We start from the raw sequence: 14,969 nt of genomic DNA, 5'->3' as shown, positions 1-14,969 counted from the left end.
GTTATTTCCTCCAATGCGTCGGCACGATGATCAGCGCGCCGATGGACGATAGAACAGCATCCAGACCCGGCGGGCCAAAGCTGATGCCAAACATGATGCGGACAAAATAGAACAGGAAGGCACCGCCGACGCAAATTATGATCGAGGGCAGATAGCCGTTGTGGGTGAACCCGGTTTTTTCGGACAGATACCCCACGATTCCGGCAATCACGACGGTGCCCATCAGGACCATGAACATCTGGCTTACTCCGAATTCAAGCGGGTCCCGGCCACGACCGGCCAGCCCCGCAGGAAGGTTTCCGTATCCTGTGCGCCCTTTCCTGCCCGCTGCAGGCGCAACAGGTCAATCGCCCCTTCGCCACAAGCAATGCGGAGTGTGTCGTTCAGAACCTCTCCGGGCGTGCCCTGCCCGTCAGCCAATGTCGAGGCCAGCAGCTTGACCCGGTCGCCCGCAATCTCGGTCCAGGCACCGGGAAAGGGTGACAGGCCGCGGATCTGGCGATCAACTTCAACCGCCGGGCGGGACCAATCGACCCGCGCCTCGGCCTTGTCGATTTTCGCAGCATAGGTCACGCCGTCTATGGGCTGCGGTTCGGGCGTCAGTTCGGGTAGACGGCCCAATGCCTCGACGATCAGACCGGCCCCCATGGGCGCAAGCCGGTCATGCAGTTGCGCCGTGGTTTCCTGCGACCCGATATCGGTGGCCTGCCGCAGCAGGACGGGGCCGGTGTCCAGCCCGGCCTCCATCTGCATGATGCAGATACCGGTCTGCGCATCCCCCGCCATGATCGCCCGATGGATCGGCGCAGCCCCGCGCCAGCGCGGCAGCAGGCTGGCGTGGATGTTCAAACACCCATTCTTCGGCGCATCCAGAATGGGTCGCGGCAGCAGCAAACCATAGGCCACAACCACCGCCACATCGGCGTTCAGATCGGCAAACGCGGCCTGCTCCTCAGGGGATTTCAGAGAAACGGGGTGGCGAACCGTAAGACCCAGCGCCTCGGCCCGCGCATGAACGGGCGTCGGGCGGTCTTTCTTGCCCCGCCCCGCCGGGCGCGGAGGCTGGCAATAGACGGCGATAATCTCGTGCCCGGCCTCAACCAGCGCGTCCAGCACCGGAACCGAAAACTCGGGAGTTCCCATGAAAACAACGCGCATGGTCACCCCTGTTTCTTGGCTTTGCGCAGCAGCATGTCACGTTTCACCTTACTGAGCTGGTCGAAATACATCCGGCCGTTCAGATGGTCGATCTGGTGCTGCACGCTGGTGGCTTCGATCCCCACGAAATCGCGACGGTCGATCATGCCCTGTTCGTTCAGGAATTTCACGGTCACCGCACGCGGGCGTTTCACCTTGGCAGAAACGCCGGGCAGGTTCGGGCTGGCCTCTTCATGCTCGCGCAGTTCGATCGAGCTGTGCAGGATTTCAGGATTCGCCAACCGCACCGCCTTGCCACGCTCGGTTGAGCCATCCACGACCGCCAGCCGCAGCATCACCCCGATCTGCGGGCCTGCGAGGCCAACACCGGGCATCGCCTCCATCGTGTCGATCATGTCGTCCCAGATGGCGCGGATTTCGTCGGTGATCTCAGCCACATCCTCGGCCCTGGTCCGCAGCCGTTTGTCTGGCCACGGCAGGCAGGTGCGAACGGTCATGCGCGGGCCTGTTCGCGTTTCAGTTTCTGCATCTTGCGCGTGATCATCTGGCGTTTCAACGGCTTGAGATAGTCAATGAACAGCTTGCCGTTCAGGTGGTCGATTTCATGCTGCACGCAGGTGGCCCAAAGCCCGTCAAAGGTTTCCTGCTTCAAGTTGCCATCGCGATCCATCCACGCAACGTCGACCACTTTGGGCCGGGTCACTTCTGCGAATTGCTCGGGGATGGACAGGCAGCCTTCCTCATAGACATTGGTTTCCTCCGAGGACGCAATGACCTCGGGGTTGAACATGACCAACGGGCGCGGCGCCTCGCCTTCTTCCTTGATGCAGTCCATCACGATCAGGCGCTCCAGCACGCCGATCTGCGGAGCCGCCAGCCCGATGCCAGGGGCGTCATACATCGTCTCAAGCATGTCGTCGGCCAGTTTTCGCAGCTCGTCCGACAGGTCGGCCACAGGGGTGCAGACCTTTTTCAGACGGGGGTCGGGATGGATCAGGATATTGCGTTTCATGGGCTTGATGTAGGCCATCCCGCCCCCCGCCGCAACGCCCCCCTTGCGCCTGCCGGAATTGTGGCTAGCTTTCCACCCAACAGACGGAGCAGACATGACTTTCAACGACCTGACCGACCGCCGCGGAACCAACAGTTCAAAATGGGACAAGATGGAAGACCTGTACGGCGTGTCGCCGCAGGACGGGTTGGCCATGTGGACGGCAGATTCCGACTATGCCACCGCACCTTGCGTGATCGAGGCGGTGCGCGAAGCGGCCGATCACGGGGTATTTGGCTATTCCTGGACACACCCTGATTATCTGGCCTCGGTCCAGTGGTGGATGAAGAACCGCCACGATTGGGAGATCGACACCGATTGGGCGTTGACCTCGCAGGGATTGGGTAACGCGATCGCCCTGTGCCTGGATGTCTGGACCGAACCAGGTGACGGGGTGGTGATCTTTACGCCCGTCTACCATGAGTTCGCCTACAAGGTGAACAAAACCGGCCGCCGCGTGGTCGAATGCCCGCTGGTCCGTGACGGCGAAAGCTATGGCGTCGATCTGGAGGACGCACAGTCTCGGCTGGACGGGTCGGAAAAGATGTTGCTGTGGTGCTCGCCGCAGAACCCTTCGGGCCGGGTCTGGACGCCGGACGAACTGCGCGCAGTGGCGGCGTTTGCCGAGCGGAACGGGTTAATTCTGGTCTCGGACGAGATTCACCACGATCTGGTCTATCCCGGTCACAAGTTTGTGCCGATGGATGTGGCCGCACCCGATGCGCGACCGTGGACGGTGACGCTGACGGCGGCGTCCAAGACGTTCAACATTGCCGGTCAGCGCACCGGCAACATGATCATCCCCGACCCCGAGCTGCGCGCCGCCATGCGCTATCGGCTGCACACGCTGGATTATGCGCCCAGCGCGTTGGGTGTCGCCATGATCACCGCCGCCTATTCTCCGGCAGGCGCGGCTTGGGTGGATGAACAGATCGCCCATCTGGACAGCAACCGCAAACTGTTCGACGCGACCATCGCCGAAATCCCTGGCCTGTGGTCGATGCCGCTGCAGGCAACCTATCTGGCCTGGGTCGATTTCTCGGGCACCGGCATGAACCACGACGAGTTCGTCCGCCGCCTGCGCGAAGACGCCAAGATCGCCACCTCCTCCGGCCCCGGCTTCGGCCCGGGTGGAGAGAATTTCGAGCGGTTCAACCTTGCCACCCAACGCGCAAGGGTGGAAGAGGCCTGCGCCCGCCTGAAACACGCGTTTGGCGATTTGCAATAGATTCATGCGACGGGTTGCGCGTGTCGTCCTTCTGATCTGTCTGATCGGCGCGGCGTGGTTTGGCTGGCATCGGTTCGGCCCACGCCCACCCGCGCCGCCCATGGCACCCGAGGCCACACAAATCGATCATATCCTGATCGAGAAATCCGCCCGCCGACTGACCGCATCCCTGGACGGGGCGATTGTCATGCAGGCGGATGTCGCACTGGGGTTCCAACCCGAAGGCGATAAACAGCAGGAAGGTGACGGCAAGACTCCGGTTGGGATCTTTCGGATCGACCGGCGCAATCCGCAGAGCGCTTTTCACCTCTCACTTGGGATCAACTATCCTTTGCCCGAAGATATTGACCGCGCCCAAAATCACGGCATTGACCCGGGCGGAGATATCTTCATCCACGGACAGCCGAACGGCGTTACAGGCCTGACCCTACCCGGCGATTGGACTGCGGGTTGCATCGCTCTGTCGAACGCTGAAATGGCACGGCTTTGGAGCCTGACGCCCACAGGCACAGTGGTGGAAATCCGCCCCTAGTCGCCGCCTAGTCCTCATACCCCAACAGCGCAATCGGTGCATCCGGCGCGCGGTAGAAGTCCAGCGGCGCCTTGTCGGCGGCTGCGGTGCTGCGCTTGAACTCGTAACGCATCTCGCCCGCTTCCTCGTCATCCGCGATGATCAGGCATTGGTACAGGTGATGCGCACCATCATAGATATCGACCAGTCCGCGCAATTGCGGCGTGGTTTCGGCCTCAACCGTGAAACCATCTTTCCACAATCTGAGAATTTTAAAGGTATTGTCGCCGAATTCCACACGAAGACGGCTGGTTTTCTTTAATCCTGCGATTCGCGCCGCATCCAATTCGGCGCTCATCTCCTTAGAAACATAGGTTGTCATAATAAATTACCCCCGGAAAACGGACTCCATTGTGCGGCACTGACTGTAAAAATCCAGTGAAGACGGCCACATAGCGCGGCGCGATTTCAATCTGTTGCGCGGAAATCTCAATCCGGGCTGTGCGCCGATGCAGACTCAATGCGCGGCACCTGATGTGGGAAGGCCCCGTTCAAAACCCTATGTTTGCGGAAACGCACAAGCGGAGGATGCGCAATGGGCCTGTTGGTCGACGGCAAATGGCAAGACACCTGGTATGACACCAAATCCACCGGCGGTGCCTTCAAACGAAGCGCCGCGCAGTTCCGCAACTGGCTGACCGCCGATGGCAGCGCAGGTCCTTCCGGCAAGGGCGGTTTCAAGGCAGAACCCAACCGCTATCACCTCTATGTCAGCCACGCCTGCCCATGGGCACACCGCACGCTGATCTTCCGCGAACTGAAAGGGCTGAGTGACCTGATCTCGGTCTCTGTTGTGCATCCGGATATGCTGGACAAGGGGTGGACCTTTGAAATGGACGACCACGGTGCAACCGGCGATACGCTCTACGGTTTCGATTTCGCACACCAGATCTATACCAAGGCCGACCCCTCCTACACGGGTCGTGTCACCGTTCCGATCCTGTGGGACAAGCTGCAAGAGACCATCGTTTCCAACGAAAGCTCGGAAATCATCCGCATGTTCAACTCGGCCTTTGACGGGATCACCGGCAATACCGACGATTACTGGCCCGACGCGATACAAGATGAAATCGAAGTGGTCAACGCGCGCATCTATTCCGACGTCAATAACGGCGTCTATAAGGCGGGTTTTGCCACCACCCAACAGGCTTATGACGCGGCCGTAGCCCCGCTGTTCGACACACTGGACTGGCTCGACGACCGCCTGTCCCGGAACCGCTACCTGATGGGTGACCGCATGACCGAGGCCGACTGGCGCCTGTTCACCACCCTGATCCGGTTTGACCCGGTCTACCACCTGCACTTCAAGTGCAACCGTCGACGGCTGGTCGATTACCCGAACCTATGGGCCTATACCCGCGAACTGTATCAGTGGCCGGGCGTCGCCGGGACCGTGAACATGAACCACATCGTGCGCCACTATCACTTCAGCCACGACACGATAAATCCAAACCGGATCATCCCGGTGAACCCCGTCCTAGACTATCTGGAACCCCACGGGCGCGATCAGCGGCCCGCCGCATAATGCTCGACCATCGCCGCCAGATCCTCTGGCGGCGTTGCGCTTTGCACATAGGCGCAAGCGTTGGGGCTGTGGGCAAAAATCGACCCGTCCGAGAAAAAGGTGGTGTTGGTGACAAAGATCACCCGCGCCTCAGGGCGGCGGTAGCTGGCGAAATCCGCTACTGCCAACGCACTGCCGGTTTCCAACACCAGATCCAATACGATGATATCAAAATCCTGGCCATAGAGCGCAAGAATCGCAGCCTCTTGCCCCGGCACCAGCGTCACCTCGGCGCCGTGCCGTTCAAGATGCCTTTTCCAGACCCGACCAAGGTCGGGGTTACTCTCAACAATCAAAACATTCATTCGCAACAACCTCGGCACATGATAGAGTGTCTGGTGCCGTCCCCCGTAATTCGTGATCCCGCTTATTCCTTAACAAAGTGTTAACAGCATCAGCTGGAGGCTCCGAACGGGCGGATTTGCTTGTGTAAATGGCAAAAATCCGCTTGAAGCAGGCCGAAACAAGCGATTCCGGCGAGAAACTCCATGGCAAGCGACAACGATAACTTGAACCCACGCGCCGCGCGTGACCATGGCGGCGGGCTGGACGGAGCCGTCGCCCGCTATGGCGGAGTCCGCGCGGATTGGATGGACTTGTCCACCGGTATCAATCCGCACCCATATGAGGTCTCGGGCCTGAGCCCATCGGACTGGGCCGAATTGCCCGATCACGGCGCGTTCGAGCACCTGACTGAAGCCGCGCGCCAGTTCTGGTCCGTCCCGGAAGGGGCCGCGATCCTGCCCGCACCCGGTGCCTCGGCCGTGATTGCACGCATTCCTGCGTTGGCACCTCGGGGCCGGGTTCAGATCACGACACCCACCTACAACGAACACGCTGCCGCCTTTGCTGCGCAGGGCTGGTCCATACAGCCCGACACCCAGGCCGAGGCCCGCGTCATCGTGCACCCCAACAATCCCGACGGGCGGATCTGGACAGAGACAGACGCTAACGCACCCCTGACAGTGATCGACGAGAGCTTTTGCGATGTCACCCCCGAGGCGTCGCTGATCCATCTGGCCGCGCGGCCCGGCGTGGTCGTGCTGAAGAGTTTCGGAAAATTCTGGGGTTTGGCGGGGCTACGGCTGGGTTTTGCCATCGGCCAGCCCGACCTGATCGCCCGGCTGAACGATCTGACCGGTCCCTGGGCTGTATCTGGCCCCGCCCTGAGGATCGGAACGCGCGCGCTGCAAGACGTCGAATGGGCCGATGCAACGCGCAACCGGCTGGCCGCCGAAACCGCCCGACTGGACGATCTGGTGACCGCCAAAGGCGCGACCCTTGTGGGCGGCACCACCCTGTTCCGCCTGTACGAAGTTGACAGCGCTGCCGACTGGCAGGACCGTCTGGCCCAAGCCCATATCTGGAGCCGCATCTTCCCCTACTCCAGAACCTTCCTGCGCCTGGGCCTGCCCCCTGCAGATGGCTGGGACAGGCTGGAGGCCGCGTTGTGAGCACGGCCTTCCTGCTGGTCTGCGCCATGTGCCTGGACGCCGCCTTGGGTGAGCCGGAGTGGCTGTGGTCGCGGGTGAAACACCCGGCTGTTATGATGGGAAACCTCATCGGCTGGCTGGACCAGCACCTGAACCAAGGGTCGCGGCGGCGGCTGAAAGGGGTCGCAGTGGTGGTCTTGCTGGTTTGCGGTGCGCTGATCCTCGGGCGGCTGCTTGCCCTACTGGGACCGGTGGCAGAGATCATCATCTGCGCCATACTGCTGGCCCAGAAATCACTGGTGACCCATGTGCGGGATGTAGCCGACGGACTGCGCGCCTCGCTAACCGAAGGGCGCGCGAAGGTTGCCATGATCGTCTCACGCGACACGCGCAACATGACCGAGGCTCAGGTTGCACGATCCGCGATAGAAAGTGCCGCAGAGAACCTCAGCGACGGGGTCATTGCACCCGCCCTCTGGTTTCTGGTCGCCGGTCTGCCGGGCCTGCTGATCTATAAGGCGGTCAACACCGCCGACAGCATGATCGGCTACCGCACCGAAAAATACCGCGACTTTGGCTGGGCTGCCGCCCGCCTGGACGATGTGCTGAACCTCATTCCGGCCCGCCTGACTTGCATGATGATCGTGGCATTGACCGGCCAATGGAAGCGCTGGCCAGACATGGTGGCGGATGCACGCCGCCATATCTCACCCAATGCCGGATGGCCCGAAGCCGCGATGGCCCGCGCCCTGAACGTCGCCCTTGCCGGCCCGCGCAGCTATGACGGGCAGATCCGCGATCTGGCCTGGGTTAACGGCAATGCTCCGCGCGAAATCGGCGCGCCGGAGGTTTTCCGCGCATCTGATATGCTGTGGAAGGTCTGGGGGCTTGCGCTCGGCCTCATGTCGGTGTGGGTTGGGCTCAACTTTATTCTCTGACGGAGCCACCATGCGCTTTCTCTCTGGCCTTGTTGCCGCCGCCCTGTTCGCCTCACCCGCTCTGGCCCAATGCGGCGGTGGGTTCAATGCCTTCGTCAAGGGTTTGAAAGGCGAGGCCGTCCAGCAGGGGTTCGACAAATCCACTGTCAACGCGTTCTTCAAAGGCGTACAGCAGGACGGCGCGGTATTGAAAGCCGATCGCGCGCAGGGCGTATTCCAGAAACCGTTCATCGACTTTTCCCGCCACCTGATCTCGCAAAACCGGATCGAACGCGGGCAGGCCATGTCGCGCAAATACGACGCGGTTTTCAACCGAATCGAGGCCGAATACGGCGTCTCGCGCGGGGTGCTTCTGGCGTTCTGGGCGTTCGAGACCGACTACGGCGCGTTTCAGGGCGATTTCAACACCCGCAACGCGCTGGTGACGCTGGCCCATGACTGCCGCCGCCCGGATTTGTTCCGCCCGCAGGTGTTCGCCGCGATCGAGCTGTACCAACAGGGCAATTTCGACCCCGCCCGCACCACCGGCGCCTGGGCCGGAGAGATCGGCATGGTGCAGATGCTGCCGCGTGACATTATCGAAAACGGTGTGGATGCGGATGGTGATGGTAAGGTTTCGCTGAAAACCTCGGCCCCGGATGCCCTGATGTCGGGCGCCAAGATGCTGTCGCATCTGGGCTGGCAACCGGGCCAGCCCTGGCTGCAAGAGGTCACGGTGCCCGCGCAGATGGACTGGTCACTGTCCGGCCCCGGCAAACCGCGTCCGGTGTCGGAATGGCAAGCGATGGGCGTGCAGGCCCGCAACGGGTCGCTGGCCAACCTGCCCGCCTCGCTGATCCTGCCGCAGGGGCACAACGGGCCTGCCTTCCTGGCCTATCCCAATTTCGACGTCTATTTCGAATGGAACCAGAGCTTTGTCTACGTCCTGACCGCCGCCTATTTCGGCACACGTCTTGAAGGCGCACAGGTTTACAACGCGGGCACCCCGGCACAAGGGCTATCGGGCGCGCAGATGAAGCAGTTGCAGACCAAGCTGCAGGCGCGTGGGCATGATGTGGGTAAGGTCGACGGCATTCTGGGGGCCGGAACGCGGGCTGCGGTGCAGGCGGAACAGGTGCGGTTGGGCCTGCCTGCGGATGCGTGGCCAACGGTGGAGTTGTTGGGCCGGTTGTGAGGCTGTGTCTGCTCTGAGCCCTGCGTGCCTTTTCAGGTCTATTTGACCGCTGCGCTTGCAGTCGTCAGGTTTGCTGGCATTGCAGACCTTCAGGGTTTGATTGACGAACGCACAAGACGCGCAAAAAGCGTAGTTTCGCCTGCTTCAAACCAGCGTCTGCATCCAGCCCAAATTGATCACTAAGTATGGCTTCCCAATGGGCGTCCATAGTGAGTTTCATAATTAAACCCCTGGCTTTTTTGGATTTGGTGAACACGATCTTCAACCCGACAGTTTTCCCTTGGCTGACTTCAGAATGTTAGGGTTTCGCCCGGAAACACTGCGGTAGTTCTTTGTGTAGATGCCGGCACCGAGGCAAAAATGGGAATATTCCCACGACATGAGCGTCTGCGTTGCGCCAGCCAAATGGTGAAAAATGCTGCAAAATAGCTGTAGGTCTGGTACCCCTAATTTGTTCGGCACTACGCAGTTCCTGCTGGGCTAGTACAGCCGAAACCGTAGTAGGGAGAATTCCATGACTGTAATTGCCCGACGCGCGAGCGCAGCCGCGCGATCAATCCGGAAAGTCGAATCCTTCTTTACATCCTACCATGCAGCGGTGAGAGAAACGCCTGCAGTCGCTGACTTCACATTTGGCAACCCACATGAAATGCCTTTGCCCAATCTCATCGATGCGCTTAAGACACACGCCGAACCTCAGAGTGTGGACTGGTTCGCATACAAAACCAATGAAGCAGACCCGTGTGCGTTTCTGGCGGACGCGTTATCTGAAGAGTTAGGTCTACCTTTCGAGGCCGAAGATATTGCGCTGACTAAAGGTGCTTTTGGGGCGATCAAGATGTGTTTCACCATGCTTCTTGAACCCGGTGACGAATGCATCGTGCCATTACCGGGCTGGTTCTGCTATGGGCCAATGCTGGCCGCTGCCGACGCCAAAGAGGTACAGGTGCCTCTGGACCCAGACAATTTTGACCTCGACTTGGAAGCCATTGCCAGTGCCATTACCCCGCGCACCAAGATCGTGGTTGTCAATACGCCGCACAATCCGACAGGTCGTATATACTCGCGTTCGGATCTGCAACAGCTCGCCGACCTGCTCGAGGCCAAGTCAGCTGAGATCGGTCATCGAATTTGGATATTGTCTGACGAACCTTATCGCCGCATTCGGTTCGACAGCATTGGATTTACGACACCGGCTGCTGTCTATCCGCACACGCTGATCGACTACTCTTACGGGAAAATTCTCCTCGCACCCGGGCTACGCCTTGGTTACCTTGCGATTTCTCCAACCCTACCTGCAGCAGAGCGAGAAGAGCTTCGGGCGCTGCGGTTTGCCGTACAGATGGCGGATGGATGGAACGTTCCAGATGCTCCGTTAATCTATGCGCTGCAGGACCTCGAAAACGTATCAATCGACGTTGCCGCGCTGGCCCGCCGTCGCGAACGAATGCTTGGTGCTTTGAGTCAGTGGGGATACAACATGACAAGACCGGAAGGCACCTTCTATTTATGGGGGCGGGCCCCCGGCGGCGAAAGCGATGCCTTTGCTGAATATCTTCGAAAGAGTGGCGTCTACGTGATGCCCGGAACAGTCTTCGACCGCCCAACGGATTTTCGTGTTTGCCTTACCGCTACTGACGAAATGATAGAAAACGCAATGCCCGCATTTCAGGCAGCAGCGAACAAAATGCAGGTATAAGCACCTGCGTTAGATCGAGTTTTTGGCGTTACCACTAAATGGCGGCCTTGTCGTGCAGAGCTGCCGATGTGAACGCTCGACTATGCGACGACAGCGAATGGCAGCTTAGCGGCCGGTTACCCCTTGCCTTGCCCAACACATTGCAGGCGCGGCGAATGTCGGCAAGGGTCCGCATAGCTGCCATTAGAGGAAACGATTATCGGTGCGCTTCCGATTTACTCCGGCCGCACCGGATAGCGGTCCCCTTTCTCGTCAATCAGGATCAGCCGCTCACCACTGCGCACATACAAATCACACCGGCTAAAGCCGTTGCGATAGGCGATGCAGACGCTGCCGTCTTCAGCGATACGATAAGAACCATAGGCCGTACCCCCGCCATTGGCTGCGGAATAGGTATAGGAATAGGCGCCTCCGGCCAAGAAAGCGGCCTGACCGTCATCGTAGAAGGTGAACGTCTGGCCTGCCAGGGCATTCAGTTCCTCGGCGGACAGGGGAACGTCTCCGGGTTTTGTGGGCCATTCGGCGGCGATGACCGGGCTGGCGGTCAACAGAGCAAGGATCAGAAATCGGGTCATGCAGCCAGCTTACCCTGTGGGGCCGCAAGGTCGTCATAACGTTGCAGTGAGTGGTCAGGCGACCATCTGCTCGGCTTTTTTCAGGTCGACCGAGACCAGTTGACTGACGCCCTGCTCCTGCATGGTCACGCCGAACAGCCGATCCATCCGTGCCATCGTTACCGCGTGGTGGGTGATGATCAGGAACCGCGTATCGGTCTGGCGGCACATCTCGTCCAGCAGGTCGCAGAACCGGGTCACGTTGGCATCGTCCAGCGGCGCGTCGACCTCGTCCAGCACGCAGATCGGGGCCGGGTTGGCGAGGAAGACGCCAAAGATCAGCGCCGTCGCGGTCAAGGTCTGTTCGCCGCCTGACAACAGGCTGAGGGTCGAGAGCTTCTTGCCCGGCGGCTGGCACATGATCTCAAGCCCAGCATCCAGCGGGTCATCGCTTTCGACCATGACCAGATTGGCCTCGCCACCGCCAAACAGGTGCTTGAACAGCATCGCGAAGTTCGAGTTCACCTGTTCGAATGCGGTCAGCAGACGTTCGCGCCCTTCGCGGTTGAGGCTGGCGATGCCGCTGCGCAAGGCCTTGATCGCCTCTTCCAGATCGGCCTTTTCGGTGTTCAGCGTGTCAAACTCTTCCTGAACCTCTTTGCTGTCCTCTTCCGCCCGCAGGTTCACGGCCCCCATCGCATCGCGCTGACGCTTGTGGCGATTCACTTCGGCCTCAAGGGCATCCGCAGCAGGCATCTGGTCGGGGTTTACATCCAACTGGTTCAGCAACTGGTTCGGCGTCAGCTGCTGATCCTCGGCGATGCGCTCGGCCGCAGCGGTGACGCTTTCCTTAGCCGCATCACACCGCGCTTCAGCCGCGGCCCGAGTTTCGCGAGCTTCCGAGGCCAGACGTTCCGCATCCCGCTCGGCCAGCACGACCTCGCGCTGTTGGGTTTCGGCTTCGGCCAGTTTGTCCGCGGCCTCGGCGCGGCGGGCTTCGGCGGCTTCGATCAACTCGTTCAGCTCTTCCCGTGCCTCGGCGATTTCCGTAGGGGCCGCCATGGCTTCGGACAGTTCTTCTTCCGAGCTTTCCTTGCGTTCCGCCAGTTCGGAAATCCGTTTCTCAGCCGTCTCCAGACGGTGTTTCCAGCCGCTGAGGTCCTTGGTCACCTCTTGCGAGCGGCGGGTGCGGGCTTCGCCCTCGCGGCGCAGCTCATCGTGGGTCGAGCGGTGGGTCAGCATGGTGATCCGCGCGGCCTCGACCGTCTGCTTGATGTCCTCAACCTGCGCGCGGGCGCTGTCGAGGTCACCCAGCTCGTTCAGCGCCCCTTCGGCCTCGCGCAGTTGCGCACGGGCGGACATGGCGTCTTCCTTGTGGCGGTCGACGGCAAGGGTCAGGGTCTCAAGCTTGCCTTGCGCCAGATTGCGGTCCGCCTCGGCGCGGCTGAGTTGACGCGCAGTTTCGGCCATGCGCTGATCGGCGGCACGGCGGGCCTCACGCGCGCGGCGGTCAGCTTCGGTCACATCCGCCAGTTGCTGCGACAGCGCCTCATGCGCGGCGCGGGCACCATCGGCCTGCGCCTCGGTCCGGGCCAGTTCCTGTTTCAGCGCTTCCAGCTTGTTGAGTTGTTCCAGACGCAGGGCCGCTGCACTGGGCGCATCCTCGGCCCAAGCGCGGAAACCGTCCCAGCGCCACAGGTCACCCGAGCGCGACACCAGCCGCTGTCCGGGTTGTAATGACGCCTGCAAACGCGCGCCCTGATCCGCATCGACCAAGCCAATCTGCGCAATCCGGCGACTGAGCCGATCCGGTCCCGAAACATGCAATGCCAGCGGTTCAACCCCGTCCGGCAACGGCTGATCCGCGTCGTAACCAGCAACCTGCACCCAACCCGAGGGGCCATCCCCTTCGACCAGTGGTGCGCGTAGATCATCGGCCAGAGCCGCGCCCAAAGCCTTTTCATAGCCCGGCTCCACGCGCAGCAGGTCCAGCACCTGCCCGCCCTCAGCCGTGTCACGCTCGACCAGTTTGGCCAGAGCGGTGGTTTCGGCGCGGATCGCACCCAGTTCACCTTCGGCCTCGGACCTTTGCGCGCGGGCCTCGGCCTCACGCGCCTGAGTGTCGTTGCGCAACTCGTCCGCAGCAGCCAGCGCCTCTTCGGCGGCTTCGGCGGCTTCGCGGGCCTCTTCCTCACCCTCTTGCGCGGCCTCGAACGCCTCGCTGGCACGGGTCAGAGCACCGCGCGCTTCATCCACGGCAGCACGTGCCTTTTCCTCTTCAGTCTCGGACCGGGCCAGCGTTTTGCGGCTGTCCTCGACCAGACGCTGCGCCGACTGGTGACGGGCCACCAACCGCGCCATATCCTCGGTTTGCTGCGAAAGATGATCTTCACGGTCCTGCAACACCGCGGCGGCCTCACGGGCAATCTCAGCGGCCTCAGCGACCTTGTCGTCATGTCCCTCGGCAGCCTTGGCCAACTCACGGGCCTCCCACTCCAGACGTTCGATCATCTGGCCCGCGTCGCGGTTCAGACCTGCCTCGCGTTCGATGTCATTGCCCAGTTGCTGAATCCGATTGGTCAGCGTTTCAATGGTCTGGCGGGCGCGGGTTTCCTGATCCGAGAGTTGATCGCGCTGTACCTGCTGGCGTTGCAGGACGGCGGCGGCAATAGCCTCTTCCTCGCGCAGAGGCGGCAGGGTTTCTTCGATCTCGGCGCGTTTTGTTGCTGCCGCGCGGGCCTCAGCCTCGGCGCGGGACGCCTCGGTGATGCGCTCGCGCAGCTTTTCCTCAGCCTGCTGGCGGGCCATGTCGGCCTCTTTCCAACGGCGGTACAGCAACATGCCTTCGGCCTGGCGCAGCTGTTCCCCGATCTCACGATACCGCGCGGCCTGACGGGCCTGACGCGCAAGCTGCGCCAATTGTCCGCCCAACTGCTCCAGCACGTCGTCGACGCGGGTCAGGTTGGACTCGGTCCCCTTCAGCTTCAGCTCGGCCTCATGGCGGCGCTGATACAGGCCCGAGATGCCGGCGGCCTCTTCCAGAATACGGCGACGGGCGCGCGGCTTTGCGTTGATCAGCTCGGCAATGCGGTTCTGCCCCACCAGCGCAGGCGAATGCGCCCCGGTTGAAGCATCGGCGAACAGCATCTGTACATCGCGCGCACGCACATCCTTGCCGTTGGTTTTGTAGGCACTGCCAACATCCCGCGTGATCCGACGTACAATCTCCAGCTGATCGCTGTCGTTGAACCCAGACGGTGCCAGCCGTTCCGAGTTGTCCATGGTCAGGACAACCTCGGCAAAGTTGCGGGCGGGGCGTGTCGCCGCCCCGGCAAAGATCACATCTTCCATCGCACCGCCCCGCATGGATTTGGGACGGTTTTCGCCCATCACCCAGCGCAACGCTTCCAGAAGGTTAGACTTGCCGCAACCGTTCGGCCCCACCACACCGGTCAACCCATCCGCGATGATCAGATCGGTCGGATCGACAAAGCTTTTGAAGCCGGTGAGTTTGAGTTTGCTAAAGCGCAAAGGCGGCGGGTCCCATGATTCCTACGTCTTTGAAGTCTGCGCAAGGGATTGGGGATGAGTCAACGGAG

The 14,969-nt window shown here is 61.3% G+C and carries 16 protein-coding genes; 7 read left to right on the top strand and 9 right to left on the bottom strand.

The features are described 5' to 3' along the window. Position 1 precedes the first annotated feature (1 nt). The 4 genes from GOX88_RS08910 to def (GOX88_RS08895) are packed head-to-tail and all read right to left on the bottom strand — an operon-like array spanning position 2 to position 2,170. Positions 2-238 carry a hypothetical protein gene (locus GOX88_RS08910; RefSeq protein ID WP_170400813.1) on the bottom strand — a complete coding sequence of 79 codons (237 nt, stop codon included), beginning with the start codon at positions 236-238 and terminating at the stop codon, positions 2-4. A gap of 5 nt (positions 239-243) precedes the next feature. Then, the gene (fmt, locus tag GOX88_RS08905) at positions 244-1,158 is read right to left on the bottom strand and encodes a methionyl-tRNA formyltransferase (RefSeq protein WP_170400812.1); all 915 of its coding nucleotides are present in this window, start codon (positions 1,156-1,158) and stop codon (positions 244-246) included. 2 nt (positions 1,159-1,160) lie between these two features. Beyond that, positions 1,161-1,655: a peptide deformylase gene (def, locus tag GOX88_RS08900; RefSeq protein ID WP_170400811.1), complete on the bottom strand. Its 495-nt coding sequence runs from the start codon at positions 1,653-1,655 to the stop codon at positions 1,161-1,163. Then, positions 1,652-2,170 (bottom strand): peptide deformylase, encoded by a 519-nt coding sequence (gene def, locus GOX88_RS08895; RefSeq protein WP_170400959.1) that lies wholly within the window; start codon positions 2,168-2,170, stop codon positions 1,652-1,654. The genes def (GOX88_RS08900) and def (GOX88_RS08895) overlap by 4 nt, the downstream gene beginning before the upstream one ends. Before the next feature lie 94 nt (positions 2,171-2,264). Here def (GOX88_RS08895) and GOX88_RS08890 point away from each other — a divergent pair, with 94 nt between their 5' ends. Together GOX88_RS08890 and GOX88_RS08885 are read left to right on the top strand one after the other, a co-directional pair. After that, positions 2,265-3,437 (top strand): MalY/PatB family protein, encoded by a 1,173-nt coding sequence (locus GOX88_RS08890; RefSeq protein WP_170400810.1) that lies wholly within the window; start codon positions 2,265-2,267, stop codon positions 3,435-3,437. Between the two features lie 4 nt (positions 3,438-3,441). Beyond that, positions 3,442-3,969, top strand: a complete 528-nt coding sequence (locus tag GOX88_RS08885; protein ID WP_170400809.1) for a L,D-transpeptidase family protein — start codon at positions 3,442-3,444, stop codon at positions 3,967-3,969. 7 nt (positions 3,970-3,976) lie between these two features. Here GOX88_RS08885 and GOX88_RS08880 read toward each other — a convergent pair whose 3' ends face one another. Continuing rightward, complete coding sequence (locus GOX88_RS08880; RefSeq protein ID WP_170400808.1) at positions 3,977-4,330, bottom strand: hypothetical protein; 354 nt, start codon at positions 4,328-4,330, stop codon at positions 3,977-3,979. A gap of 213 nt (positions 4,331-4,543) precedes the next feature. On the opposite strand from GOX88_RS08880, the gene GOX88_RS08875 reads away from it, so the two are divergent. Beyond that, a complete protein-coding gene (locus GOX88_RS08875; protein ID WP_170400807.1) occupies positions 4,544-5,533 on the top strand; it encodes a glutathione S-transferase family protein in 990 nt (329 codons plus the stop codon). On the opposite strand, the gene GOX88_RS08870 is transcribed toward GOX88_RS08875, so the two are convergent. Further along, the gene (locus GOX88_RS08870) at positions 5,515-5,877 is read right to left on the bottom strand and encodes a response regulator transcription factor (RefSeq protein ID WP_170328338.1); all 363 of its coding nucleotides are present in this window, start codon (positions 5,875-5,877) and stop codon (positions 5,515-5,517) included. The two genes, GOX88_RS08875 and GOX88_RS08870, sit on opposite strands and share 19 nt — an antisense overlap. Positions 5,878-6,060: 183 nt before the next feature. Here GOX88_RS08870 and cobD point away from each other — a divergent pair, with 183 nt between their 5' ends. The 3 genes from cobD to GOX88_RS08855 are packed head-to-tail and all read left to right on the top strand — an operon-like array spanning position 6,061 to position 9,117. Beyond that, positions 6,061-7,026, top strand: a complete 966-nt coding sequence (gene cobD / locus GOX88_RS08865) for a threonine-phosphate decarboxylase CobD (RefSeq protein ID WP_170400806.1) — start codon at positions 6,061-6,063, stop codon at positions 7,024-7,026. Beyond that, positions 7,023-7,943 carry an adenosylcobinamide-phosphate synthase CbiB gene (gene cbiB / locus GOX88_RS08860; RefSeq protein ID WP_170400805.1) on the top strand — a complete coding sequence of 307 codons (921 nt, stop codon included), beginning with the start codon at positions 7,023-7,025 and terminating at the stop codon, positions 7,941-7,943. The genes cobD and cbiB overlap by 4 nt, the downstream gene beginning before the upstream one ends. A 10-nt stretch (positions 7,944-7,953) precedes the next feature. Then, the gene (locus tag GOX88_RS08855; protein ID WP_170400804.1) at positions 7,954-9,117 is read left to right on the top strand and encodes a lytic murein transglycosylase; all 1,164 of its coding nucleotides are present in this window, start codon (positions 7,954-7,956) and stop codon (positions 9,115-9,117) included. Positions 9,118-9,181: 64 nt separating this feature from the next. Here the strand turns inward: GOX88_RS08855 and GOX88_RS08850 are convergent, their stop codons facing one another. Then, positions 9,182-9,337, bottom strand: a complete 156-nt coding sequence (locus tag GOX88_RS08850) for a hypothetical protein (RefSeq protein ID WP_170400803.1) — start codon at positions 9,335-9,337, stop codon at positions 9,182-9,184. A 294-nt stretch (positions 9,338-9,631) separates the two neighbouring features. On the opposite strand from GOX88_RS08850, the gene GOX88_RS08845 reads away from it, so the two are divergent. After that, positions 9,632-10,816: an aminotransferase class I/II-fold pyridoxal phosphate-dependent enzyme gene (locus tag GOX88_RS08845; RefSeq protein WP_170400802.1), complete on the top strand. Its 1,185-nt coding sequence runs from the start codon at positions 9,632-9,634 to the stop codon at positions 10,814-10,816. A 215-nt stretch (positions 10,817-11,031) separates the two neighbouring features. Here GOX88_RS08845 and GOX88_RS08840 read toward each other — a convergent pair whose 3' ends face one another. Both GOX88_RS08840 and GOX88_RS08835 read right to left on the bottom strand, forming a co-directional pair. Then, positions 11,032-11,391, bottom strand: a complete 360-nt coding sequence (locus GOX88_RS08840) for a hypothetical protein (protein ID WP_170400801.1) — start codon at positions 11,389-11,391, stop codon at positions 11,032-11,034. A 54-nt stretch (positions 11,392-11,445) separates the two neighbouring features. Further along, on the bottom strand, positions 11,446-14,901 hold the full coding sequence (locus GOX88_RS08835; protein ID WP_170400800.1) for an AAA family ATPase: 3,456 nt from the start codon (positions 14,899-14,901) through the stop codon (positions 11,446-11,448). Positions 14,902-14,969 lie beyond the last annotated feature (68 nt).

Source organism: Ruegeria arenilitoris (assembly GCF_013030985.1).
Lineage (GTDB): Bacteria > Pseudomonadota > Alphaproteobacteria > Rhodobacterales > Rhodobacteraceae > Ruegeria > Ruegeria arenilitoris_B.
Note: the sequence above shows the minus strand (reverse complement) of the source record. Positions and strands in the feature narration are given on the sequence as shown.